General features: G+C 59.5%; 19 protein-coding genes. 15 read left to right on the forward strand and 4 right to left on the reverse strand.

What is annotated here, in order from left to right:
- The first annotated feature begins 57 nt into the window (after nt 1-57).
- From ACRX4W_RS06485 to ACRX4W_RS06495, 3 genes are all read left to right on the forward strand, one after another.
- Nucleotides 58-912 carry a carbohydrate ABC transporter permease gene (locus ACRX4W_RS06485; RefSeq protein WP_099432301.1) on the forward strand — a complete coding sequence of 285 codons (855 nt, stop codon included), beginning with the start codon at nt 58-60 and terminating at the stop codon, nt 910-912.
- Entirely contained in the window at nt 912-1,751 is an 840-nt protein-coding gene (locus ACRX4W_RS06490) for a carbohydrate ABC transporter permease (RefSeq protein WP_117858793.1), read from the forward strand. Before ACRX4W_RS06485 ends, ACRX4W_RS06490 begins: the two co-directional genes overlap by 1 nt.
- A gap of 68 nt (nt 1,752-1,819) precedes the next feature.
- Nucleotides 1,820-3,019 carry an ABC transporter ATP-binding protein gene (locus ACRX4W_RS06495; protein WP_117640835.1) on the forward strand — a complete coding sequence of 400 codons (1,200 nt, stop codon included), beginning with the start codon at nt 1,820-1,822 and terminating at the stop codon, nt 3,017-3,019.
- Between the two features lie 455 nt (nt 3,020-3,474).
- Here ACRX4W_RS06495 and glgP read toward each other — a convergent pair whose 3' ends face one another.
- From glgP to galE, 3 genes are all read right to left on the reverse strand, one after another.
- The gene (gene glgP / locus ACRX4W_RS06500) at nt 3,475-5,742 is read right to left on the reverse strand and encodes a glycogen/starch/alpha-glucan family phosphorylase (RefSeq protein ID WP_432299694.1); all 2,268 of its coding nucleotides are present in this window, start codon (nt 5,740-5,742) and stop codon (nt 3,475-3,477) included.
- Nucleotides 5,743-5,871: 129 nt separating this feature from the next.
- Nucleotides 5,872-7,389: a 4-alpha-glucanotransferase gene (gene malQ, locus ACRX4W_RS06505; protein ID WP_338400730.1), complete on the reverse strand. Its 1,518-nt coding sequence runs from the start codon at nt 7,387-7,389 to the stop codon at nt 5,872-5,874.
- A gap of 208 nt (nt 7,390-7,597) precedes the next feature.
- Nucleotides 7,598-8,659, reverse strand: coding sequence for a UDP-glucose 4-epimerase GalE (gene galE, locus ACRX4W_RS06510; RefSeq protein ID WP_217108474.1), 1,062 nt, complete (start codon nt 8,657-8,659; stop codon nt 7,598-7,600).
- A gap of 266 nt (nt 8,660-8,925) precedes the next feature.
- Between galE and ACRX4W_RS06515 the strand changes: the two genes are divergently transcribed.
- Entirely contained in the window at nt 8,926-10,131 is a 1,206-nt protein-coding gene (locus tag ACRX4W_RS06515; protein ID WP_432299697.1) for a coiled-coil domain-containing protein, read from the forward strand.
- Nucleotides 10,132-10,348: 217 nt separating this feature from the next.
- Here ACRX4W_RS06515 and murB read toward each other — a convergent pair whose 3' ends face one another.
- Complete coding sequence (murB, locus tag ACRX4W_RS06520; protein ID WP_432299699.1) at nt 10,349-11,311, reverse strand: UDP-N-acetylmuramate dehydrogenase; 963 nt, start codon at nt 11,309-11,311, stop codon at nt 10,349-10,351.
- A 183-nt stretch (nt 11,312-11,494) separates the two neighbouring features.
- Here murB and ACRX4W_RS06525 point away from each other — a divergent pair, with 183 nt between their 5' ends.
- From ACRX4W_RS06525 to ACRX4W_RS06575, 11 genes are all read left to right on the forward strand, one after another.
- A complete protein-coding gene (locus ACRX4W_RS06525; RefSeq protein ID WP_432299701.1) occupies nt 11,495-12,523 on the forward strand; it encodes a LacI family DNA-binding transcriptional regulator in 1,029 nt (342 codons plus the stop codon).
- A gap of 204 nt (nt 12,524-12,727) precedes the next feature.
- Nucleotides 12,728-15,256 carry a phosphoketolase family protein gene (locus ACRX4W_RS06530; RefSeq protein ID WP_432299703.1) on the forward strand — a complete coding sequence of 843 codons (2,529 nt, stop codon included), beginning with the start codon at nt 12,728-12,730 and terminating at the stop codon, nt 15,254-15,256.
- A gap of 342 nt (nt 15,257-15,598) precedes the next feature.
- Entirely contained in the window at nt 15,599-16,087 is a 489-nt protein-coding gene (locus ACRX4W_RS06535; protein ID WP_035137745.1) for a hypothetical protein, read from the forward strand.
- Between the two features lie 38 nt (nt 16,088-16,125).
- Nucleotides 16,126-16,893 (forward strand): GntR family transcriptional regulator, encoded by a 768-nt coding sequence (locus ACRX4W_RS06540; RefSeq protein WP_035137744.1) that lies wholly within the window; start codon nt 16,126-16,128, stop codon nt 16,891-16,893.
- Complete coding sequence (locus ACRX4W_RS06545) at nt 16,878-17,591, forward strand: GntR family transcriptional regulator (protein ID WP_035137743.1); 714 nt, start codon at nt 16,878-16,880, stop codon at nt 17,589-17,591. The genes ACRX4W_RS06540 and ACRX4W_RS06545 overlap by 16 nt, the downstream gene beginning before the upstream one ends.
- 193 nt (nt 17,592-17,784) lie before the next feature.
- Complete coding sequence (locus tag ACRX4W_RS06550) at nt 17,785-18,900, forward strand: SIS domain-containing protein (RefSeq protein WP_117655976.1); 1,116 nt, start codon at nt 17,785-17,787, stop codon at nt 18,898-18,900.
- A 60-nt stretch (nt 18,901-18,960) separates the two neighbouring features.
- Complete coding sequence (locus ACRX4W_RS06555) at nt 18,961-20,022, forward strand: SIS domain-containing protein (protein ID WP_253057201.1); 1,062 nt, start codon at nt 18,961-18,963, stop codon at nt 20,020-20,022.
- Between the two features lie 46 nt (nt 20,023-20,068).
- The gene (locus ACRX4W_RS06560; protein ID WP_117565057.1) at nt 20,069-20,488 is read left to right on the forward strand and encodes a PTS sugar transporter subunit IIA; all 420 of its coding nucleotides are present in this window, start codon (nt 20,069-20,071) and stop codon (nt 20,486-20,488) included.
- Between the two features lie 57 nt (nt 20,489-20,545).
- On the forward strand, nt 20,546-21,028 hold the full coding sequence (locus ACRX4W_RS06565) for a PTS sugar transporter subunit IIB (RefSeq protein WP_117565058.1): 483 nt from the start codon (nt 20,546-20,548) through the stop codon (nt 21,026-21,028).
- A gap of 58 nt (nt 21,029-21,086) precedes the next feature.
- On the forward strand, nt 21,087-21,860 hold the full coding sequence (locus ACRX4W_RS06570) for a PTS mannose/fructose/sorbose/N-acetylgalactosamine transporter subunit IIC (RefSeq protein WP_118206271.1): 774 nt from the start codon (nt 21,087-21,089) through the stop codon (nt 21,858-21,860).
- Nucleotides 21,841-22,674, forward strand: a complete 834-nt coding sequence (locus ACRX4W_RS06575; RefSeq protein ID WP_117648578.1) for a PTS system mannose/fructose/sorbose family transporter subunit IID — start codon at nt 21,841-21,843, stop codon at nt 22,672-22,674. Before ACRX4W_RS06570 ends, ACRX4W_RS06575 begins: the two co-directional genes overlap by 20 nt.
- Nucleotides 22,675-22,701: the final 27 nt, after the last annotated feature.

Consider the following 22,701-nt stretch of genomic DNA (forward strand, 5'->3'; position numbering starts at 1 on the left):
ACAGGGGGCGGGCAGACGTAGGTTTGCCCGCCCCCTGCATATTGAAAGGACCCTTCTATGGGCAAAGCACTCAAGCGCTGGTGGCCGCTCTTTATGCTGCCCACGTGCCTGGCGTTTATGATCGGGTTCGTGATTCCCTTTATCCAGGGTTTCTATCTCTCGTTCTGCCAGTTTATTACCATCAATAACGCGCACTTTGTCGGTATCGAGAACTACGTGCGCGCACTGACCGACCCGCAGTTCTCCACGTCGTTCTTCTTTACCGTGGCGTTTGCCTTCCTGTCGACGGTGCTCATCAACGTGATCGCGCTGGCCATTGCGCAGGCGCTCACTCGCAAGGCGCTCAAGGGCACCAACATCTTCCGTACGATTTTCTTTATGCCTAACCTGATTGGCGGCATTGTACTGGGTTACATTTGGCAGATTCTGATCAACTGCCTGCTCTCCAACGTGGGTGCCCAGCTTATCGCCCTCAACTCCGCCGCTGGCTTCTGGGGCCTTATCATCCTGACCCTGTGGCAACAGGTCGGCTACATGATGATCATCTACATCGCCGGTCTGCAGTCCATTCCGTCTGATTACATCGAGGCCGCCAAGGTCGACGGCGCTACGGCATGGCAGACGTTTTGGAAGGTTAAGATCCCCAACCTGATGCCGACCATCACCATCTGCCTGTTCCTGTCCATCACCAACGGCTTTAAGCTGTTCGACCAGAACCTCGCCCTTACCGGTGGTGCCCCGGCGCACTCCACCGAGATGCTCGCCCTGAACATCTACAACACGTTCTATTCGCGTGCTGGCATCGCATGGCAGGGCATCGGTCAGGCCAAGGCAGTTATCTTCTGCATCCTGGTTGTCGCTATTTCTATGATCCAGCTTAAGGCCACGAGGTCCAAGGAGGTGCAGCAGTAATGAAACGCGATAAGGCTATTAACCGCGCGCTCTCGATCTTCTTTACGATTCTGTCGCTCGCGTGGATCTACCCTGTGTTCATGATTGCGCTCAATTCCTTTAAGAAGGGGACCGCAATCAGCACCACCACGGCGTTCGATCTGCTCACGCCCGAGACGTTCAACGGCCTCGCAAACTACGTGCACGCTCTGAACGAGCAGGGCTTTGCCTCGGCGTTTATGTACTCGCTTATCATCACGGTCACGTCGGTCGTGCTGATTCTGGTGTGCTGCTCCATGTGCGCTTGGTACGTGGTGCGCGTCAACAGCAAGATCTCGAACTTCTTCTATTACCTGTTCGTCTTCTCGATGGTCGTACCGTTCCAGATGCTCATGTTCACGCTGTCCAACCTCGCGGACCGCATCGGCTTTAACACGCCGTTTAACATCTGCTTCATCTACCTCGGTTTTGGCGCGGGCCTCGCGGTCTTTATGTTCGCCGGCTTCGTCAAGAACATCCCGCTCGAGATTGAGGAAGCGGCCATGATTGACGGCTGCAACCCGGTCCAGGTGTTCTTTAAGATCGTTCTCCCCATCATGAAGCCCACCTATCTTTCGGTCGGCATCCTCGAGACCATGTGGGTCTGGAACGACTACCTGCTGCCCTACCTTACGCTCGACTCCACCAAGTACAAGACCATTCCTATTTTGATCCAGTACTTCCGCGGCGGCTATGGCCACGTCGAGCTCGGCCCCATGATGGCCTGCATCATGATGGTCGTTGTCCCCATCGTCATCATGTACATCTTCTGCCAGAAGTACATCATCGACGGTGTGGTGGCAGGTGCCGTCAAGGGCTGATGCCGTAACTGTTTTGCAAGTTTTGGCGGCGCCCCTCAGCGCGGCGCCGCGTATCGAAAGGTAGAGACATGGCCGAGATCGTTCTCAAACATGTTCAGAAGGTGTATCCCAACAACGAGTCAAAAAAGAAGGGCTTCTTTGGCAAAAAGAAGAAGACCGAGGAGAAGAAGCACAACCTCAAGGTTACCGAGGACGGTGTGCTCGCTGTAGAGGACTTCAACCTCACCGTTCACGACCAGGAGTTCATCGTCCTCGTTGGCCCTTCTGGCTGCGGTAAGTCCACGACGATGCGCATGGTCGCCGGCCTGGAGGACATCACCTCCGGCGACGTGCTCATCGACGGCAAGCGCGTCAACGACGTGGCGCCCAAGGACCGCGACATCGCCATGGTGTTCCAGAGCTACGCTCTGTACCCCAATATGACGGTGTACGAGAACATGGCATTTACGCTCGAGCTCAAGAAGGTCCCCAAGGACGAGATCGACCGCAAGGTTCGCTCCGCTGCCGAGATCCTGGGTATTACCGAGTACCTCGACCGTAAGCCCAAGGCGCTCTCTGGCGGCCAGCGCCAGCGCGTCGCCATCGGCCGCGCCATCGTGCGTGACCCCAAGGTCTTCCTGATGGACGAGCCGCTGTCCAACCTGGATGCCAAGCTTCGTAACCAGATGCGCGCCGAGCTCATTAAGCTGCGTCACGAGATCAAGGGCACCTTCATCTACGTTACCCACGACCAGACCGAGGCTATGACCCTCGGCGACCGCATCGTGGTCATGAAGGACGGCGTCGTCCAGCAGATCGCCACCCCGCAGGAGGTCTTCAACCATCCCGCGAACATCTTCGTCGCCGGCTTCATCGGCGTGCCGCAGATGAACTTCTTCGATGCCCAGCTGGTGCGCTCGGGCAACGGCTTTACCGTCAAGACCGAGGATATGAACGTGGCGCTCGCCCCCGAGACCTGCGCTCAGCTTGCTCTCAACTGGGACGGCGGCGACGTGAAGGAGATTACGGCCGGCGTGCGCCCCGAGCAGATCCTGCTTGCCGACAAGGGCGAGGAGGGTGCGCTCCAGGGCACCGTCGAGGTGACCGAGCTCATGGGCTCGACCGAGCATGTCCACGTGACCGCTCCCGACGGCCAGTTTGTCCTGATTATCCCCGTCGTCGACCTCGAGGCCAAGGGCGCGCTCAAGGCTGGCGACCCCATCTGGTTCAAGTTCGAGAAGAACGCGACCCATCTCTTCGATAAGGTGTCTGGCAAGAACCTGATCTAGGCCCGGTGCATCCAGGCCCTCCCTTTGGGCGACTGCGGCTTTGCCATCCTTTTGCCGCGGTCACATATAAGGCTCCCCTCCCGTCCACTGGGCGAGAGGGGAGCCTTTCTTTGTGTTGGGACTGTCTGACCGTCGTTTGTCTCGATCTGTAACGGATAGGGCCGATTTCGGACGTTAGATGTTACAGATCGAGACGGTTCCGCTGAGCTAACCATTTCATCTAAATCTGTAACACCAAAGGCGAATTTCACCTGCTAGATGTTACAGATTGAGATAAACCCAAGGGGAGGGGCCGGTATGTCTCAATCTGTAACGGCTGGGACCGTTTTGGTTGAGTAGTTGTTATGGATCGAGATTGTTTGGCCGAGTTGGATCACAGGGTAACGTGCGGGCACAAAAAACGGAGCCGTGTTGCCACGACTCCGTTCCTCAAGAGAATGGGTAAGGGGAATGGGTTAGTCCAGGTGCCAGATCTCGTCGTTGTACTGGGAGATCGTACGGTCGGACGAGAAGGTGCCGGCGTTGGCGATATTGATGAGCGCCTTGCGCATCCAGGCGTCCTGGTCCTCGTAGTCGGCCAGCACGCGCTCCTTGGTCTGGATGTACTCCTCAATGTCGAGCAAGGCCATAAACCAGTCCTTGCCCTTAATGTCGTCGTGCAGGCGCTGCAGGCGCTCGGCGTTGCCGGTTGCCATAAAGGCCGGGTTGGTGATGAAGTCCACCAGCAGTTTAATGCCGGGCTTGCGGTAGAGCGCACCGGCGTTGTAGGTGCCGTCGGCGTAGAGCTGCTCGACCTGTTTGGACGAGGCACCAAAGGTATAGATGTTCTCGTCGCCCACGAGCTCGGCAATCTCCACGTTGGCACCGTCGAGCGTGCACAGGGTTAGGGCGCCGTTGAGCATGAACTTCATGTTGGAGGTGCCGCTCGCCTCCTTGGAGGCCAGGCTGATCTGCTCGGAGATGTCAGCGGCGGGGATCACGCGCTCGGCGGCGGTGACGTTGTAGTTCTCGATCATGACAACCTGCAGGTAGGGAGCCACGTCGGGGTCGTTTGCAATCCACTGCGACAGCGTCAGGATCAGATGGATGATGTCCTGCGCGATAGTGTAGGCAGGCGCCGCCTTGCCGCCAAAGATGATGGTGACAGGGTGCTTAGGCCTGTTGCCGTTCTTGATATCGAAGTACTTCCAGATGATGTAGAGCGCGAGCATCTGCTGACGCTTGTACTCGTGGATGCGCTTGACCTGGACGTCGATGATGGCGTTGGAGGGAATGGTCACGCCCTGCTCGAGCGCCATGAACTGGCGCATGATGGCCTTGGCCTCGACCTTGGTGGCGGCCAGGCGCTCAAGAACGTCCTTGTCGTCGGCGAACTTGGCGAGTTTGTTCAGATCGCCGGTGCTGCGCCAGTCGGTGCCGATTACATCGTCGAGCAGGCTGGCGAGCGCGGGGTTGGCTCCATGGATCCAGCGGCGGAAGGTGATGCCGTTGGTCTTGTTGGAGAACTTCTCGGGATAGATCTCGTAGAACGGATGAAGCTCGGTGTCCTCCAGGATCTTGGTGTGGAGGGCGGCTACGCCGTTGATGGAGAAGCCAAAGTGGATGTCCATGTGGGCCATGTGGACGGTGTCGTGCTCGTCGATGATGGCGACGCGCGGGTCATCGTGCTCGGCTTTCGCGATCTCATCGAGCTTGACGATAATGTCGGCGATGGCAGGGGAGACCTTCTGCAGGCTGGCGAGCGGCCACTTCTCGAGCGCCTCGGCAAGGATCGTGTGGTTAGTGTAGGCGACCATGGAGCGTACGATGGTCACGGCCTCGTCAAACTCGATGCCATGCTCGGTGGTGAGCAAGCGAATGAGCTCGGGGATGACCATGGTGGGGTGCGTGTCGTTAATTTGGACCACGGCGTAGTCGGCCAGATCGTGCAGGTTGCTGCCGCGCTCGACGGCCTCGTCGATCAGGAGCTGGGCGGCATTGCTCACCATGAAGTACTCCTGATAGATGCGAAGCAGGCGGCCCTGCTCGTCGGAATCGTCGGGGTAGAGGAACAAGGTGAGGTTCTTGGCGATCTCGGTCTTGTCGAAGTCGATGGAGCTGCCGGGGACCAGGCCGTCGTCGACGCTCGCCAGGTCGAACAGGCGCAGACGGTTCTTGGTGGGCTGGCCGTAACCGGGCACGTCGATGTTGACGAGCTTGGAGGTAACGGCAAAATCGCCGAACTCGACGGTGTAGGGGCGGCCGTCGTCGACTAGGATGTCCTGCTCACCGAGCCACTCGTCGGGGACGGCCTTCTGCTGGTTGTCGACAAAGCGCTGACGGAACAGGCCGTAGTGATAGTTGAGGCCCACGCCATCGCCGGTCAAGCCCAGCGTGGCGATGGAATCCAGGAAGCATGCGGCCAGGCGGCCCAGGCCGCCGTTGCCGAGCGACGGCTCGACCTCGAACTCCTCGATCTTGTTGAGGTCGTGGCTTGCGGCGGTGAGCTGGTCCTTAACCTCATCGTAGATGCCGAGGTCGATCATGTTGTTGATGAGCAGCTTGCCGATCAAAAATTCGGCGGAAATGTAATAGAGCTTTTTCTTGCCGTTGTTGAGCGGGCAGGCGGCGGAGCGCTCCTGCACGAGTTTGACCAGCAGCTTGTAAATGCGACGGTCGTCGAGCTGCTCGAGCGAGGTGCCAAAAGACTGCTCGGCGAGTTCCATGAGGTTAATTTGGGGCATGTTTTCTCCTGTGATGGGTTGTTTCATGTCTGCAATTCATAAGAAGCCCGCGCGAGGGGATTGGGGTGGCCTCGCGCGGGAAAAAGCAAGCGCGTCCGCACGGTGGGGAGGGGTCGGGCGCGGTAGCTCCTATTGAGGAAGCTCGATTTCGGCTTCCGACGGGATGCGGAAGTAGGTCTCGGTCCAGTCGGTGAGTTTGTGCTCGAGCTCGCGGGTGATGGCGCCGTCGAGCATGCGCCAGGTCCAGTTGCCGCCCAACGTGGCAGGGGTGTTGATGCGCGCCTCGTTGCCCAAGTTGAGCAGGTCCTGCATGGTGTAGATGCACGTGTCGCTCACGCTGGCGGCGATGGTGCGATTGAGTGCATCTGCCATGGGTTCGCCGGCCTGCTGATGGGTGTACAGGGCTGCCTGCTCGCGCTGACGCGGGGTGGCCGTTCCCTCAAACCAACCGCGCGCCGTCTCGTTATCGTGGGTGCCCACATAGGCGACGGTGTTGGCGATGTAGTTATGCGACAGGTAGTACGAGTTGGTGCCCTCAAAGGCAAACTGCAGGATCTTCATGCCGGGGAAGCCCGAGTTGTCGCGCATGTCGATGACGCCGGGGGTGAGGAAGCCCAGGTCCTCGGCGATGATGGGCAGCGTGCCGAGCTTTTCCTCGAGCGTCTTGAAGAACTTGAGGCCGGGACCCTGCGTCCACGAACCGTAGGACGAATCGGGCGAGGAGAACGGCACCTCCCAATAGGCCTCGAAGCCGCGGAAGTGATCCAGGCGGATGACGTCGTACATGTCGAGGGCGGCGCGAATGCGGCCCTCCCACCAGGAGAAGCCGTCGGACTCCATGGCGTCCCAGTCGTAGATGGGGTTGCCCCAGTACTGGCCGGTGGCCGAGAACTGGTCGGGCGGCGTGCCGGCGACGCTCACGGGATTGCCGGCGGTGTCGATCTTAAAGAGCTCAGGCGTCGCCCACATCTCGACGGAGTCACGCGAGACATAGATGGGCAGGTCGCCGATGATGAGAATGTCGCGCTCGTTGGCATAGGCCTTGAGGCGGCTCCACTGGCGATCGAAGAAGTACTGCGTCATCTGGTGGTAGAGCATACGCGCCGGATGGTCGGCGCAGACCTTGGCGGAAGCCTCGCCGCGGGTGCGGAGCTCCGCGGGCCACTCCCAAAACGCCTTGAGACCGCACTCCTCTTTGACGGTCATGAACTCACAGTAGGGGATGAGCCAGTCCTCGTTGGCCTGGATAAAGTCATCGAAATCGGCCGGCTTGTCGGCAGCAAAGCGCTCAGCGGCGCGGTCGAGAATCTGACGGCGGCCGCCAAAGATAGCACCGTAGTCGACATTGCTGGGGTCGGATCCCAGATACACGCCATCGATATCGCGCTGCTCCAGATACCCTGCCTCGATAAGCTCGGCAAAGTCGATAAAGTTGGGGTTGCCTGCGCGGGCCGAGAACGACTGATAAGGCGAATCGCCATAGCTGGTCGTCGTAAGGGGCAGAATCTGCCAGTAATGTTGTTTGCACGAGGCGAGAAAATCGACGAAGTCGTAGGCATTCCAGCCAAAGCCGCCGATTCCGTATGGTCCGGGCAGAGATGAGACGGGCATGAGGACGCCGCTTGCACGCTCCATGAATGCGCTCACCAACCTTCTTGTTGTGGGGTCGGCCTGCCGATGGGTGTGCAGTCCGCCTCCGATGTTCTGATTCGATACGCCTATTGTAAAACATGTTGTTTAAACATGTACAGGCAAGATAAAAAAGTTGGTCGATTTTCGGCGAATGGCTACATGCCATGAAAAAGCCCCGACCTCACAACGTGAGATCGGGGCAAGAACGGTATGTAGGTTTTTGCTACTCGGCGTCGGTGAAGCCGTTGGGGTTGTGGCTCTGCCAGTTCCAGCTATCGCGGCACATGTCCGCGATGTCGTACTGGGCCTTCCAGCCCATCATGCGCTCGGCCTTGGAGGCATCGCACCAGTTGGCAGCGATGTCGCCGGCGCGGCGCTCGCGGATCACGTAGGGCAGCTCCTTGCCACAAGCCTTGGAGAAGGCGGCGACGACCTCGAGTACCGAGGTGCCGGTGCCGGTGCCCAGGTTAAAGATCTCGACGCCGGTCTTGCCGTTCATCCAGTTAAGGGCGGCAACGTGACCAGAGGCCAGATCGCACACGTGGATGTAGTCGCGCACGCCGGTGCCGTCGGGGGTGGGGTAGTCGTTGCCAAAGACCTGAACGGCCTCGAGCTTGCCCACGGCGACCTGGGCGACATAGGGCACCAGGTTGTTGGGGATGCCCTTGGGGTCCTCGCCGATCAGGCCCGACGGATGAGCGCCGATGGGGTTGAAGTAACGGAGCAGCACGACGTCCCACTCGGGGTCGGCGGTGTGGACGTCCATAAGGATCTGCTCGATCATCCACTTGGTCCAGCCATAGGGGTTGGTTGCGGGCTTCTTGGGGTCTTCCTCGGTGACGGGCGGGTTGTCCGGGTCGCCGTAGACGGTCGAGGAGCTCGAGAAGATGATGGACTTGCAGCCATGGTTGCGCATGACGTCGATGAGCACCAGGGTGTTCTCGATGTTGTTGTGGTAGTACTCGACGGGCTTGCTCACCGACTCGCCGACGGCCTTAAAGCCGGCAAAGTGGATGACACGGTCGATCTGATGGGTATCGAAGATCTTGTTCATCGCATCGCGGTCGAGCACGTTGGCCTCGTAGAAGGTGAGGTTCTTGGCGGCCTCGTCGCCCACGATGGTCTTGACGCGGTCGACGGCGACGGCGCTGGAGTTGGAGAGATCATCGACGATGACGACCTGGTAGCCACCCTCGAGCAGCTGAACGACGGTGTGCGAGCCGATAAAGCCGGCGCCACCGGTAACGAGGACGCAGGTGTCTTTGGGGTCGAGTGCTTTGGACATGTAGTCTCCTATCGAATCAGGAACACTTCTAGAGGGGAGTATAGCGCAGGCGGGGACGCCCAAATGGTGCACTGTAGGAAAAGCAGAGGATTATGTTAACGTACTCATATAAGAGCTTGCTCAATTGTTACCTCAAATTTGACAATTGCTTACGAGCCGCCGACCTTGTAGTTTCCTGCCGTTCGTGGAAATCGTTGGGACGCGCCATATGTACGCTAATATGTATGAGTTGAGCGACATATAAATAAGCATGTAACGGAGTACATATGTCACCAAACAGCGATTCCATCCTTTCCCAGGAGCTCTCGCGCCGCACTGCCCTTAAGGCCCTGTTCGGCGCCGCTTCTGCGGCAGTTCTTTTTGGCCTGCCCACTCGCGCCCATGCGGCGGAGGCTTCCAAAGAAACCACCGATAAATTGAATGCCGCCCAGGCCCAACTCGACGAGGTTCAGGCCCAGCTCGACAGCATCGCAAATGAGTATGCGGCGCTGGCCAACAAGAATGCCCAGACCCTCAACGACATCGAGAATGTCCAGGGCAAGATTGACGACACGCAGGCCCAGATCGATGAAAAGAAGGCCGAGCTCAAGAAGAAGCGTAACGACCTTTCCGATCGCGTGGCCGCCAGCTACAAGTCCGGCGGCACGAACATCCTGTCGCTGCTGCTGGCCTCTGGCTCGTTTGAGGAGCTCGTTGCCAACGCGCATTACGTTGAGAAGATCAACAAGAGCGACCGCGATGCCATCGAGGACATCCAGACGATTCAGGCCGAGCTCGACGCACAGAAGACCGAGCTCGAAGCACAAAAGGCTGACCTGGAGAAACTCAAGGATCAGCAGACGGCTCAGATGCAGGATATGCAGGCCAAGCAGCAAGAGGTCCAGACCGTGCTGAACGGTCTTTCCGACGACGTCAAGGAGCTCATGGCTCAGCGTGATTCCGAGATTCTCGCTGCCGCCCAGGCTGAGGAGGCCGCTAGGAAGGCCGCCGCTGCCGCGGCCGCCGCGAACAAGAACAATTCCTACTCGGGTGGTTCGAGCTCGGGCGGTGGATCGTATGCGCCCGGAACTCCGCAGCAGAATGCCGGCTCGGGCAAGCAGCAGGCCGTCGTCAACGCGTGCTACTCCACGCCTTCGCCGGGTCAGAACTGGTGCGCGGCGTGGGTTACCAATGTCTTCCGTAACGCCGGCGTTGGCTACTTTGGCGGCAACGCCTGCGACATGTTCAACGCCTGGTGCTATAGCTCCGATCGCTCGGCGCTGCAGGTGGGCATGATCGTGGCCGATTCCTCGCACAGTGGCACGGGTGCTCCGGGCCTTATCTACGGTCATGTGGGTATCTACGTTGGCGGCGGCATCGTTATGAGCAACGAGGGTGCCATTACATCGAAGTCGCTCGATTCGTTCATTAGCTTTTATGGTACTGGCTCTGGCGTGCGTTGGGGCTGGCTTGGCGGTATTGCGCTGTCGTAACGCAAGTTGGGCCGGGACTGTCCGAGAGGCATAAGGTTGCCTGCTCGGACAGTCCTGCTCGCACGGAGAGCACATTAAGTGCTCTCCGGCTCGTGCGGAACTCGCGATCAACCTTATGCCTCTCGGACAGTCCCGGCCCTCTTGGGTTCGGGGCGCGACACACCGGACTGGTTGTCTGAATTAAAGAAAGTGAAGGCCCCTTTCGGGGCCTTCTTTTTTAGAGGAATTCGCCTACTCGGTGGACTTCGGGTTCTAGGTCTACGTCGAATTGGTCTTTGACGGTTGTTTGGATGTGGCGGATGAGTTCGTCGACATCGGCGGCGGTGGCGTGGTCGGCGTTGACGATGAAGCCACAGTGCTTCTCGCTCACCTGCGCGCCGCCAACGGCGTGTCCTCGCAGGCCGGCATCCATGATGAGTTTGCCGGCAAAGTAACCCTCGGGGCGCTTGAAAGTGGAGCCGGCGCTCGGCATGTCGAGCGGCTGCTTGTCCTCGCGGCGCTGGCGGTAGTCGTCCATGTCGGCCTTGATCATCGCGGCATTGCCCGGGGCGAGATTGAAAGTGGCCGAAAGTACGATGAAGCCGTCGTCGGCGATGCGGCTCTTGCGATAGCCCAGGTTAAGCTCGTCAACATCGAACTCGATGATGCTGCCGCTGCCGCGGGTGCCGTCGTCGAGCATACGGGCGGGCTTGTAGACGCGCACGGACTCCAGCACATCGGCCATGCAAGCGCCGTATGCTCCGGCGTTCATGTAGCAGGCACCGCCGACCGATCCGGGAATGCCCGAGATGGGCTCCATGCCGGTAAGGCCGGCCTCGGCTGCCGCGGCTGCGACATCGGAAAGCAAGGCGCCGGCTGCCGCCGTGACGTGCGTGCCGTCGACCGTAATGTCGGAGAGGCTCTCGCCCAGCGCTACGACGACGCCGCGGATGCCCTTGTCGCCGACGAGCAAGTCGGAGCCGTTGCCCACGATGGTGAGTGGTAGATTGCAGCGATAGCAGGTATCGAGCGTGGCGACGAGGCCCTGCTCAGTATCGGGCGTGACAAAGACGTCGGCCGGACCGCCGATCTTAAACGTGGTGTGCTCGCGCATGGGCTCGCTCATCAGCACGTTATCCTCGCCGGCAACGCCAGCGAGCGCGCACAGCAGGTCCTCGTTAAAAAAATCGTTCTCGTGCATACGAATATCCGCCTTTTGGTGGTCGTTGTCATCAATCGATTGCAATATACCCCACCCGGACGGATTTGGTGCGCTGGCGGCGATAAAACAGCCGTCCACCGGATTGGTAAAGTGTTTATCACCGAGGTAGAGGGGTAGTCGCTATACTTTCAAGAGATTGCGCGTAAACCCGGAAGGAGCGAGATGGCCAACAAAGTCACCCTCAAGCAGATCGCCCAGGAGGTGGGGCTTTCCCCCTCGTCGGTCTCGCTTGTTCTCAATAATCGGCCCTGTCGCATCTCGGAAGAAAACCGCAAGCTCATCAAAGAGGTCGCGGCGCGCAACCACTATGTTCCCAACCAGATTGCGCGCAGCCTGGTCATGCGCGAGTCGCGCACGCTGGGCCTTATCGTCCCTAACATCGAGAGCCGCTTTTTTGCCTCGCTCGCCGGTAGCCTGGAAAAGCGCTGCCGCGAGGACGGCTATGCGCTCTTCATTACCAGCTCGGGCGGAAGCGCCGATGACGATCTGGAGCTGCTGCGCCAGCTGGTGACGCGCGGCGTTGATGGCGTCTTCCTGGTGGTGGGTGACGAGTTCTCCGATGACCGCGCCCTGCGCGAAGAAGTCAGCCACCTGCCCATCCCGGCCGTAATGGTCGACCGTGCCATTGAGGGGCTCGAGTGCGACAAGGTGATGTTCGACCACGAGATGGGCGGCTATATGGCCACCCGCTATCTGATCGAGCAAGGCCACCGCCGTATTGCCTGCCTGGTTAATGCCCGCCGTTCCAATACGGGTCGCAAGCGACTTGCCGGCTATGAGCGCGCGCTGCGCGAGGTTGGCCTGCCGATCGACGCGCGTTTGGAGTTTGAGAGCGAGTACTACATTCCGAGCGCATACGAGGCCTCGGAGGCAGTGCTCACAACTGACGCCACTGCCGTGTTCGCAAGCTCGGATAACATTGCCCTCGGTTTGCTCAAGCGCTTGCACGAGATGGGGAAGAGCATCCCGGGCGATATCTCGGTGGTGAGCTATGACAACTCGGCGGCCGACGTTCTCTTTGAGCCGGCGCTGACCGCGATTGAGCAGGACCCTGGTGTCCTTGCGGAGCATGCTTTTGGCTGCATGTCCAAGCGTCTTGCCGGTAGGGGCGGCAGGCGTGCCGAAGAGGTCGTTCTGGAGCCGGAGCTTATCGTTAAGGACAGCGTGCTCGAGCTTACTAAACACAACTAAACACGTTTACCAATTTGCAGAGACCGAATGTGGAGCACCTGTGACAATCAACGCCGCAGGTGAATGTCGCGTTTTGCTAATCGATGGGATTGATAAGGGTGGTAAAACGTTTTTTCACCATGATAAAACGTTTTAGCAAATATACTGGTCCCAACGAAAGGTTGCCGTATTGGAGGGTGACCGCACAGCGAAGGGACATAAACAATGGCTAAAACACTGGGGACGCCGTGGCAAAAGCTGGGCCACGAGGTGCCGGCTTCCGAGCTCGAGGGCGTCGACCTGTATTGGCGCGCATCGAACTATCTGTCCGTCGGTCAGATCTACCTTCGCTCTAACCCTCTGATGCGCCCCGACTTTGTTGATGAGAAAACCGGTGAGGTGCGCGACTTTGGTCGTCCGGACGTTAAACACCGCCTGGTTGGCCACTGGGGCACCACGCCCGGCATCAACTTCCTGTTTGGTCACGTCAATCGTCTCATTGCCGACCACAACCAGAATGCTATCTTCTTGATGGGCCCAGGTCACGGCGGCCCCGCCGGTACTGCTCAGTCGCTGCTCGACGGCACCTACCGTGAGATCCGCCCCGACATCACCAATGACGAGGCCGGCCTGCAGAAGTTCTTCCGCCAGTTCTCCTATCCCGGCGGCATCCCGAGCCACTTTGCGCCCGAGACGCCCGGTTCAATCCACGAGGGCGGCGAGCTCGGCTACACGCTCAGCCACGCCTACGGCGCCGTCATGGACAACCCGAGCCTGCTGGCCGTGGCCGTGGTGGGCGACGGCGAGTCCGAGACCGGTCCGCTCGCGACCTCTTGGCAGTCCAACAAGCTCGTGAACCCGGCAACCGACGGTATCGTCCTGCCGATCCTGCACCTCAACGGCTACAAGATCGCCAACCCCACCATCCTTGCCCGCGTGTCCGACGAGGAGCTCACCAAGTTCTTCGAGGGCATGGGCTACAAGCCGCACTTCTTTGTCGCCGGCTTTGACGACGAGAGCCACGCAAGCATCCACGAGCGCTTTGCCGCCCTGTTTGAGCAGGTCTTTGACGAGATCTGCGACATCAAGGCCACCGCAAAGGCCCAGGCCGCCTCAGGCGAGACCGTGGTCCGCCCGGCCTACCCCATGATTGTGTTCCGTACGCCCAAGGGCTGGACTTGCCCCAAGCACATCGACGGTAAGAAGACCGAGGACTCCTGGCGCGCGCATCAGGTGCCGCTGGCGAGTGCCAAGGACACCCACGAGCACTTCCGCGTGCTGCGCGAGTGGCTGCGTTCCTACAAGCCCGAGGAGCTCTTTACGCCCGAGGGCCAGGTGCGCCCCGAGGTGACGGCCTTTATGCCGACCGGCGAGTTGCGCATCGGCGCCAACCCCAACGCGAACGGCGGTAAGGTGCGTCGCGAGCTCGAGCTGCCCGATATTCATGCCCACGAGGTCCCCGTCGCAACTAAGGGTCATGGCTGGGGCTCCACCGAGGCCGCCCGCGTCTTTGGTGAGTACACTGCCGACGTTCTGGCCAAGAACATGGATGACTTCCGCATCTTCGGTCCCGACGAGACCGCGTCCAACCGTCTGCAGGCTGCCTACAAGGTGACCAAGAAGCAGTGGGACGCCGGCTTCTACGAGGACGAGGCCAACGACGAGCTGCTGGCAGGCTCCGGTAAGGTTGTCGAGCAACTTTCCGAGCACCAGTGCGAAGGCTTCCTCGAGGCCTACGTGCTCACCGGCCGCTCCGGTGTGTGGAGCTCCTACGAGAGCTTTGTCCACGTGGTCGATTCCATGGTCAACCAGCACTGCAAGTGGCTCGAGGCCACCAAGCGCGAGATTCCGTGGCGTGCCCCCATCAGCGGCCTTAACATTTTGCTGTCGAGCCATGTCTGGCGCCAGGACCACAACGGCTTCTCTCACCAGGACCCCGGTTTTATCGACCTGCTGCTCAACAAGGCCAACGATACGCATATCGTGAATGCATACTATCCGGCTGACGCCAACATGGCGCTTGCCGTGGCCGAGCGCGTCTACCAGTCCACCGACTGCGTCAACGCCATCTTCTGCGGAAAGCAGCCTGCTCCGACCTTCCAGACGGTCGACGAGGCCAAGGCGGAGCTCGCCGAGGGCGTTGCGACGTGGGAGTGGGCATCGACCGCCGACTCACTCGCCGAGGCCGACGTCGTGGTCGCCACGTGCGGCGACGTGCCGACGCTCGAGGCTCTTGCTGCAACCGATATGCTGCGCGGGCTGGGCATTAAGGTGTGGTTTGTCAACGTGGTCGATCTGCTCAAGATCCAAAACGTCTGCGAGAACGACCAGGCTATCAGCGACGAGCGCTGGGCAGAGCTGTTCGGCTGCGGCGAGAAGCCCGTGCTCTTCGCGTTCCACGCCTATGCCGGCACGATTCGCCGTCTGATCTGGAACCGCTCCGGCCACGATGCCTTCCGCGTCCACGGCTACGAGGAGAAGGGTTCCACGACCACGCCGTTTGACATGCTGCGCCTGAACAACATGGATCGCTGGGCTTTGGCTGCCGACGTGCTGCGCATGATCGACGCTGATAAGTTTGCCGAGCAGATTGATAAGTGGGAGGCATTCCGCACCGAGGCCTTTGAGTTCGCGTGCGACGAGGGCTACGATCACCCGGCCTTTACCAGCTGGGTCTGGCCCGACGCCGCAGCCGCATCTGCTGCCGACGGCGCGCTCTCCGCAACGCAGCTTACTGCCGGCGACAACGAGTAGGTAGGCATCCGGGACGGTCTCGCGCCGGGCAAGGCCCTCTCGACCGTTTCGATCTGCGGGGGCTGATATTTTTTATGTAATGGGGACTTTGCTGTTGCGGTCTTGGAGACTGCGCATCTAACTTTGGTCAGCCAAGATTACATTGCCGGGGCCGGGGTGGGGTGCTTGGTTTTGGAAGTTCGCGAAGCCCACTTCCAAAACCAAGCACCCCACCCCGGCCCTCGTCCGTATGTTCTTCCGCTGGGCGAGCCATAGGCGCCGCGCACCGATGCGGTAAAGTGACGGCTTGAAATTGGTGCTATATTCGGCTTGAGTTGTTTAATGCTAGTACGGGAGGCTGATATGGGGCTGTTCAAGAAGAAAAACCCGCAGGATGCCTTTGATCCCGATGTGTTTACCATCACGGATACGATTTTGGACCCGCCGCGGTTTACATTTTTGCCGGCTATCTACCAGGACGCCACGCGCCGCAAGTGGGCCGTGCATCAGCGCGGCGGCGAGCCGAAGATTTTTGACTATGCGGACGTGTTGCAGTGCGAAGTGGCCGAGGCGGGCGATCCGGAGGCCGAAGAAGCGGTCTCTAAACAGGAATTTGCCCAGCGTATCCTGGCAAATCCTGCCAAGGCGGCGAAAATAAACGCTGCCAAGCGTAATATGTGTCTTGGTATGGGCGTTGTTGTGGCGGTTCAGACGGGAAAAGACGAGGTTTCCAAATTAGAGATTCCCGTTATGACCGACGAAGTCAAACGCGATTCAAGTCTATATAAGTCGTATCGGAATGTCGCCGAGAAGATCAAGGCAGAATTTGATGCCATGGGAGGGCTGGCCTAATTTTGGCGGCATACGTTTCTGAATGAGGAGTCTGTGCAATGGCAGGCGAATCTTATGCAATTCCCCCCAAAGATCATGCTGTTGAGGGAATTCTTTGGTATATCCAGCACCATCAGCTTGCCGGCGGCGATCGCCTGCCGGCCGAGCGCGTGCTGTGCGAAGAGATTGGCGTTTCGCGTACGGCGTTGCGTGCCGGTATCACGCGGCTTATCTCGTGTGGAACGCTCGAGAGCCGTCGCGGATCGGGCACGTATGTGTGTCCTCCCAAGCCGCTGAACATCTTCCAGGAAACGTATAACTTTTCCGATGCTGTGCGGACTGCCGGCCTGCACCCCTCTTCTCGTCTGGTTTCCACCGGGACCATCGAGGCGGATGAGGCGCTTGCCGACAAGCTTGGGGTGGCTGTAGGCGCTCCCTTGCTCCGCATGCAGCGCGTTCGACTTATTGAGGGCGAGCCGGCGTCAATCGAGACCGCTCACGTTAACCTGTCCCTGTGCCCATCGCTTCCCGAGCACGATTTTGAGTGTGAGAGCCTTTACGATGTCTTGCTCAAAGAAGGTGGCGTGCGCGTTGAGCATGGACGTGAGCATATCTCCATCTCGCGTTTGAACGTCGAAGAGGCCGAGCTGCTCCAGCAAGAAGAGGGAACGCCGGTGTTCTATGAGAGCTCGATCGAATTTGATAAGGACATGCGTTTTGTGGAGCATTGCAAATCGGTGATTTTGCCCACAAAGTTCCGCTTTGCCGATAACGGCGAAGAGAACGGCATGAGGAGCGTGGCAGGTGAACAATGGCTGAAACAGTAGATGCCACCCCGGTTTATATGCGCATTCGACGCTGCATCGAGGAACGTATCGAGCGCGGTGCATATCCCACGGGTTCCATGATTCCGTCCGAAAAAGACCTCGCCGAGGAATTTGGTACGACACGCTTGACCATCCGAAGCGCTGTCGATGAGCTGGTTCGGCGCGGGCAGATTCGCCGTGTTCGGGGAAAAGGTGCCTTTGTGGCGCAGAAAGTACCTGCTTTTTTTGAACGCACGGTCGGTTTCCGTGAATCGGTCCGTGCTTCGGGCGGCGAGCCGTCCGTCCGTATTCTCGCGCGTTCCAAGCGTTATGCGGGGCCATATTACGCCGACCTGTTTGGCATCGCCGAGGACGACCTGCTCTATTCCGTTCGACGCCTGAACTGCATAAACGGTAGCCCCGTATCGATTGAGACGGCGCTGATTCCCTGCCTGCTGTTCCCAACCATCGAAGATATTGACGTGTCGGTCTTCAGTTTGTACGAGACCTATGAGATGCTGGGCCGAAAGCCAGTCATGGCACAGGAAAAGCTCGATATCGAAGCGCTGGGCGCACGAGATGCCGGCCTCCTTGGACTGGAACAGGGCGATCTTGTTTTGCTTTTGGAATGCGTGAGCTATGACGCGAGCGGTCAGGCTATCGAGTATGTAAAGTCCTTCAATCGTGGCGATACGGGCGGCTACACCTATACGTACTAGCTGGTATTTTGTGAATAACGGCTGGGAAACTAACCAGTTTTGATCGTTGGGTCAGCTGTATATACAACCTTACATGGCTCAAAATCGACCGTTCGCCGAAGGGGATAAATTAATCGACAAAGAGATATCAAAAAGCCGTAACCTGTAACTGTGATTGGTATCAAATACTAATGATTTGTTACGAGGTGAGACGATGAAGATGCTCGATTACGTTCAGCTTGCCCATGTGCGTATGGGAGAGAACCTCGAGCGTTCGTCTGAGCTGGTAGCGCAGCTCGTTGATATTTTCCAGTCCGGTTCTTTTGACGCGCTGCGCATCGTTGCTTCGGGTTCGTCGCGCCATGCTGCGGATTGCGCCCGCGATTACCTGCAAGATGCGCTGCAGATGCAGGTGTCCGTTGTGACGCCCGAGGCCTTCGTCGATTTTGAACACACCTATCCACAGCATGCGCTTAACATTGCCGTCTCGCAGAGCGGCTATTCAACCAATACGATTGCGGCGCTCGATTACATGCGCGCACACGATATGGCTGCAGTTGCGCTCACGGCAAACGTCGAGGCACCCATCAAGGAACACGCTGACATCGTTCTTGACTACGGTGTGGGCGTCGAGTCGGTGGACTTTGTGACTCTGGGCGTCGAGGTTCTCGTTGAGTACCTGGTGCTCTTTGGTATTTACGGCGGTCAGGCGCGCGGAACGATTGACGCCAAGGGCGTTGCTCAGCGTCTTGATGACCTGCGCGAGGCTATCCAGGCTAATGCCGTGATGTGCAAGACCGCCGAGGCATATGTCCAAGATCACATGCTCGAGCTTTCTGAGCACATGCCCGCCATGGTCGTCGGCAACGGCCCCAACTATGGTGTTGCCGAGGAGGCAGCGCTCAAGCTGAGCGAGACCATCAAGATTCCTGCCATGCATCACGAAGGCGAGGAGTTCGTCCACGGTCCCGAGATGCAGATCGTTCCGGGCTATCTGGTGTTTATCGTCGACGATCCGCAGGGGTCGGAGCGTCTTGCGAATATCGCCGATGCGCTATCGAACGTTACGGCAAAAACGGTGCTGCTCACGGCCCATCCCAAGGGTAGGGCTCACGAGGTTGCGGTGCCTCAGGTGGCTCCGCTGCTCAGCGCAATTCCCAATCTTGTGTTCTTCCAGACGATTGCGGCCATGATCGCCGAGCGTCTGAAGTCATGGAACGTGCACCCGTATCTCGATGCCGTCTCCAAGCAAATGGAGGTCAAGGCAGAGGGCTACGAAGAGTCAGTCAATGCGCTTAAGGCCAAAGCGGCTGAGTGTTACGGAATGTAAGCGGGTTTTGATGCCCGTTGGCATGGGGGATGTGGAAACAACCCCAGAAAGGAGAGACAAATGAAGGAAACCGAGAAGATCGAGATCATGCATTTCGACCAGGAGGGCTATCTCGAGGACGGCAAGGCGCTCTACGAGACCGGCAAGAAGATGACCGCGCTCGCCGACAAGGTCGCCGACGAGGGCTACGACGCCGTGTTCCTGATGGGCGTCGGCGGCACCTGGGACGAGCTCATGCAGCTCGAGTACCTCATGAACAAGTTCGGCGACCGCGACCTCGAGGTCTACCTGATCCACGCCGCCGAGTGGAACGTCATGGGCCACAAGCGCATGACCGAGAAGTCCGTCGTGCTCACCGCCTCCGAGTCCGGCACCACCCCCGAGGTCCTCGAGGCCGTCAAGAAGATGAAGGGCATGGGCGTGCGCGTCTACGCCATGACCAAGCCCGAGGGCCCCATCGGCCAGGCTGTCGGCGCCGAGAACTGCGTCGCCATGGCTTCTGACCATGGTTCGGGCGGCTGCGAGAAGGGCTACTACCTCGCCGACTGCTTCGGCCTGCGCCTGCTCAACCGCCGCGGCTGCTTCCCCAAGTTCGATCTGTTTATCGAGCAGACCAAGGACATCTGGAAGGACATGCTCGATATCCGCAAGCGCTTCGAGCCGCGCGCTGAGGAGCTCGCCAAGAAGTACGCCCTGGCCCCCTACACCATGTTCATCGGCTCCGGCGCCCTGTGGGGCGAGACCATCCTGTTCTCGATGTGCATCCTCGAGGAGATGCAGTGGAAGCGCACCCGCTACATCACCTCGGCCGACTTCTTCCACGGCACCCTCGAGCTCGTGGAGCCCGGCGTCCCGGTCTTCCTGTTCATGGGCGAGGACGAGAACCGCAAGCTCGACGAGCGCGTCCGCGCCTTCCTGACCCGCGGCGTGACCGGCGACACCGACATCAACGTCATCGACACCGCCGAGTTCGCGATCCCCGGCCTTGACGACGAGTTCCGCGTCATCGTGTCTCCGTGGATTCTGACGGTGCTCGTTACCGACCGCCTGGCTCGCTACTACGAGACGGTCACCAAGCACAACCTCAAGTATCGTCGCTACTATCACCAGTTCGACTACTAAAGAAAACGGGTGCGGGAACGCGCCGGGCTATTGAGAGGAACACAGAATGAGGCAGTACATCATCGCCAGCCATGCGCACTTCGCTACCGGCATCAAGGAGAGTGTCGAGCTGCTCTCGGGCGCTCGCGACAACGTCCACGATCTTTCGATGTTCGTCGATGACCGCATGGACGTGGCCGAGGAGGCCCAAAAACTGCTGGCAGGCATGGCTGCCGACGATGATGTCGTTGTCTGCACCGACCTCTTTGGCGGCAGCGTCAACAACGAGTTCACCAAGATCGTCCAGACGCGTCCCCGCACGTACCTCGTTACCAACATGAACCTTCCTCTGCTTATCCAGCTGCTGTTCTCTGACGAGTCGGCGCCGGTTGAGGAGACGATTCGCGCCATCGTCGCTGCGGACGATACGCGCGTGAAGTTTGTCAACGATCTTTTGGTCGATGACGAAGAGGAAGAAGAGTTCTAATCCGCAGCACCTACTGACACGCCGTAAGACGGCACAAGACCTTTGGGGGGTCACATTATGATTCAGCTACTTCGCGTCGACCATCGCCTGCTTCATGGCCAGGTCGCGGTCTCTTGGGTCCAGGGCCTTGGCTCCAACTGCATTTTCTGCGTGGGCGATAAGGTCGCCAACGACCCGGTGTGGAAGACGACGCTCAAGATGGGCAAGCCTGCCGGCTGCAAGCTCGTCATCAAGGATATGGCGAATGCCATCGAGGCCATTAACTCGGGTGTGACTGACAAATACAAGATGATTATCTGTGTCGCCACCATCGCTGAGGCAAAGCAGCTTGTTGAAGGCTGCCCGCAGATCAAGTCGGTCAACCTGGGCAACACCAAGCCCAAGGACGAGAAGCGCCCCGATGCTCGTCAGGTCTCTCGTCAGATCTTCCTGACTGCAGCCGAGGAGGCCGATGTGCGTGAGATGCTGAACAACGGCGTCGAGGTCGAGATCCGTCCTCTGGCCGATGACCCCAAGGTTGACTGCGCAAGCGTGCTCTAGGCGTTCAATTTCGAAGAGTCTGAGCTCTTCGTAGTGTCCTATTAGGAAAGGGGGATATATGCTTACCCAAGCAATCCTCATCGGACTTATCGCCGCATTTGGTAAGTTCGACTTCCAGCTCGGTACGCTCTATGCGTTCCGCCCCATCGTCCTGTGCCCGCTCGTGGGCCTGGTGCTGGGGGACCTGCAGTCCGGCCTCGCGATCGGCGCCAGCCTGGAGCTTCTGTTCATGGGCTCGATCTCCATCGGCGCCTACGTGCCGCCTGATGAGACGATCGGCGGCGTGCTCGCCTGCGCCTTCGCTATCCAGTTGGGCCAGAGCACCGAGGCAGCCATCGCGCTCGCTATGCCCATCGCCACGCTGTGCCTTGCCATCAAGAACATCCTCAACGCCGCCCTGCCGATTCTGGTTGACCGCGCTGATGTCTTCTCCGGCCAGGGCAACCTTAAGGGTGTCTATGCGATGCACTTCCTGATCGGTTTGACCGGTATCATCATGGCGTTCCTGCTGTGCTCGCTGTCGTTCTATCTGGGTGCTGACGCCATCCAGGGCATGCTCGACTTCATCCCGCCCTTTGTCCTTGCTGGCTTTGGCGTTGCCGCCAACATCCTGCCGGCCATGGGCTTCGCCATGCTCGGCCGCCTGGTGCTCACCAAGCAGCTCGTGCCCTTCTACTTCCTGGGCTTCCTGCTGTGCTCCTACGCCAACGTGCCCGTCCTGGGCGTCGCCCTGATCGCCATCATCATCGGCATCGACAAGTTCGACCTGCTCGGCCTGGGCGGAGCCCAGCCCCAGCTCTCCGCGGAAGGGGATGAGGACGATGACTTCTAGTCCCGAGAACAAGATCACGCGCTCCGACCTCGTCAAGAGCGCCGTCAACGTCGGCGCCCTGGGCATGGAGTTCTCCTGGACCTACTACAAGCAGATGAACATCGCCTTCTGCCTGATGGTCGCCAACATGCTCAAGAAGATCTACGCCGGCCGCCCCGACGACTACGCCGAGGCCCTGCACCGCCACTGCGCGTTCTTCAACATCACCGTCCAGTTCGCCCCGTTCGTCGGCGGCATCGCGATGGCCATGGAGGAGAAGGTCGCCCGCGGCGAGATCGAGCCCGAGAGCGTCAACGACGTCAAGGCCGCCCTCATGGGCCCGCTGTCCGGCATCGGCGACTCCATCTTCCTGTCGACGCTGCGCGTGGTCGCCGCCGCGGTGGGCATCAGCCTGTGCCAGGCCGGCAACCCCTTCGGCCCCATCGCCTTCCTGCTCATCTACAACGTCCCCGGCTTCGCGCTGCGCATCTGGGGCGCCGTCAAGGGCTACGAGCTGGGCGTGGGCTTCCTGGACGAGGCCCAGAGGACCGGCCTCATGCAGAAGATCATGACCTGCGTGGGAATCGTGGGCGTCATGGTCGTGGGCGCCATGTGCAAGGACATGTTCTGGGCCAGCATCCCGGTGGCCATCGGCTCGGGCGACGACGCCCAGACCCTCCAGGACATCCTGGACGGCATCATGCCCGGCATGCTCGGCATGATCGCCTTCTGGCTGTACTACTGGCTGCTGTCCAAGAAGATCAACCCCATGGTGCTGATCGTGGCCACCATGGTCGTGGGCATCGTCGGCGCGTTCTTCGGCGTGCTAGCGTAAGGGCCCGGCCTATTATTTGCCCCCAAG

This window comes from Collinsella aerofaciens, from assembly GCF_964283865.1.
Taxonomy (GTDB): Bacteria; Actinomycetota; Coriobacteriia; order Coriobacteriales; family Coriobacteriaceae; genus Collinsella.